The organism is Aminobacter sp. P4_H6_2, from assembly GCF_056400805.1.
In genome coordinates this window covers 1-2,705 of the sequence record NZ_JBFUKO010000689.1, presented here as the reverse complement: position 1 = coordinate 2,705, position 2,705 = coordinate 1, and the positions used below count along the sequence as shown (strand labels likewise).

The following is a 2,705-nucleotide window of genomic DNA, read 5'->3' as shown; positions in this document are numbered from 1 at the left end:
GTAGTAGAGCTCGTGCGGGGTGCCCAGTTGGCGAATGTGACCAGCCTGCATCACGCAGATGCGGTCGGCCATGCCGATGGCTTCTTCCTGATCGTGGGTCACGAACAGAAAGGTGGTCTTGATTTCGCGCTGAATGGATTTCAGGAATTCCTGCATCTGGCGCCGCAGTTCGAGATCGAGCGCGGCAAGCGGTTCATCGAGCAGGATGAGGCGCGGCTGGCAGATCAGCGCGCGGGCCAACGCCACACGCTGGCGTTGGCCGCCGGAAAGCTGCGCGGGAAAGCGATCGGCAAAGCGCCCGAGTTGGACCAGCTCCAGAGCTTCCGCGACGCGACGAACGATCTCCTTGCGTGGCACATGGCGAACTGAAAGCCCATAGCCGACATTGCCGGAAACGGTCAGGTGCGGAAACAGCGCATAGTCCTGAAACACCGTGTTGAACGGACGCCGGTTGATCGGCATGCGGCTGATGTCTTCACCGTCCAGCCGGATTTCGCCTGATGTCAGGGGCTCCAATCCGCCGATGAGCCGCAGGACCGTGGTCTTGCCCGAACCCGATGGTCCCAGGACGGTCAGAAATTCGCCATCCCGGATCGAAAGATCTAAGTCGTGGAGCACGGGAACCGCGCCGTAGGACTTGGATACGGACCGCAATGTAAGCAGGTCGGGATTCTGGTTCATAAGTTGCTCTTGCGTAGATTTGGCGATGGTCCGGACATGTCCGGACCATCGGTGTTTCGAGTGCGCAAGTCAGAGATCAAGGTGTAGCCTTGACCTCGTTCCACATATCCGAACGCTTGAGCGGGTCTTCGACATTGTTGAGCCAGACCAGCTTGTCGTTGCCGCCGGCACTGCCGGTTTCAGTGACCGTATTGCCAAAGCCGGTACGTTCGGAGAGCTCACCACCGATCTTCTTGCTCAGCATGAAGTCGATCCACTTTTCGGCCGCGGCCTTGTCGCGAACGCCTTTGGAGATGACCCAGTTGTCGAGCCAGGCCAATGCGCCCTCGCTTGGATTGACATAGGCGACGTGGGCGCCAATGTCCTTGAGCGCCTTGACCTGCTGCTGGCCGTAATTGGCCCAAATCAGAGCAACGTCGTTGTTCTTGTAGATCTGCTGAGCTTCATCGGCGGTGGTGTAAAAGCTGAGCACGTTGCGCTTTAGGTCGACCAGCTTGGCCTTGACCGCCGCCAGTTGGTCGTCGCTGAGATTAAACGGATCCTTGTAACCGAGCGTCAGCGCCGTGAATGAGAAATTGTGCTCGCCATTGTCATAAGCCAGGATCTTGCCCTTGAATGCCGGATCCCAGAGTGCTCCCATCGACGTCGGCGCTGGCTTGACCTTGTCGGTGTCGTAGATCAGGCCGATCGAGTCGAAGCAGAACGGAATGCCGTATACCTTGCCATCGTTCATCACGCCGCCAACCGCCGCCAGATCGCGGAAGCGCGGCAGCACGTCCTTCTGGTTGGAGAGCTGCGCGACGTCGATCGGCGCGACAAGATCAGCCTTGATATAGCGCTGCAATTGGGCTGTGTTGACTGCGAAGACATCGAAGTCCTGGCCTTCGCTGCCCTTGATCTTGGCCCAGATTTCATCGTCGCTGCCGATAAAGACAACATCCACGCCTATGCCGGTGTCGGCGGTGAATTGCTTGACCCAATCAGCGTCTGCGTAACCGTCCCAGGCCAGGACCCGAAGGTTCTCGGCCAAGGCCGCCGATGCCATCAGGCCGATGCCCAATCCAACTGTCGCTATCCTTAGAAGCAGTCTTTTCAGTGCCATAACTAACCTCCCTTGATCATGCATGGTGAGCCGCAATTCGCAGGTCTTCCGCTGTCACAGCTGTGTGACGACGACCAATCCCTCGTCCGGCATAAGCTCCATCCGGTTGCGCAGTGGCTTGCCGAACTGCTGGGCTTGGATTTCATATTCGTCGCCGGGTGCCGTCTGGACGCCCGAGGCGTAGCTCATGACTGCCGCGCCGAAGAAATAAGCGTGCAGGTCGCCGGGCCTGCGGTTCATCGGGTAGCGGAAATGATAGTGCTCGAGATTGGCGATCGAGTGCGACATGTGCGCCTCGCCCGACAGAAATTCCTGCTCCCAGATCACRGCGCCGTTGCGCCGGATGCGAGAGTGGCCACGCACTTCGTCGGGCAGATCTCCAACCAGCAGTTCCGGGCCGATCGAACAGGACCTGAGCTTGGAATGGGCAAGATAGAGGTAGTTCTCCGCTTCCGTAACATGGTCGGAAAACTCGTTCCCAAGCGCATAGCCGATGCGATAGGGACTGCCATCGGGCCCAGTGAGATAGAGCCCGACAATTTCGGCTTCCTCGGCGCCAGCCCGGGCGAATGCAGGCAGCGGCAACGGTGAGCCGGGCGCAACGACACAGGTGCCGACACCCTTGAAGAACCACTCTGGCTGAACCCCGAACTGGCCGGCGGCGGGCTTGCCCCCTTCCAATCCCATGCGGAAAATCTTGAGGGAATCGGATTCCTCGGCATCCTCGCCATGGGTCAGGACGTGCATCTTGTCGCGCGCTGCTGCACTTCCCGTGTGGGTCAGGCCCGTGCCGGTGACAAGGAAGCGCGCTGGCTCGGGATGATCTACCGGGGCAAGCACCAGGCCGGCACGCAACAGCTCATCATAGTCAATCTGCTCGGCCGTCATGCGCTCCTCGACGAGCGTTGCAATGGATACGCCC

At 59.6% G+C, this 2,705-nt stretch carries 3 protein-coding genes; all 3 read right to left on the bottom strand.

What is annotated here, in order from left to right; genetic code table 11:
* The coding region (locus AC1DUU_RS28690; RefSeq protein WP_476786726.1) for an ABC transporter ATP-binding protein at positions 1-681 on the bottom strand (681 nt) is incomplete at its 3' end.
* 76 nt (positions 682-757) lie between these two features.
* Positions 758-1,783 carry an ABC transporter substrate-binding protein gene (locus AC1DUU_RS28685; protein ID WP_476786725.1) on the bottom strand — a complete coding sequence of 342 codons (1,026 nt, stop codon included), beginning with the start codon at positions 1,781-1,783 and terminating at the stop codon, positions 758-760.
* Between the two features lie 54 nt (positions 1,784-1,837).
* On the bottom strand, positions 1,838-2,705 hold an 868-nt coding region (gene araD1 / locus AC1DUU_RS28680; RefSeq protein WP_476786724.1), incomplete at its 5' end, for an AraD1 family protein.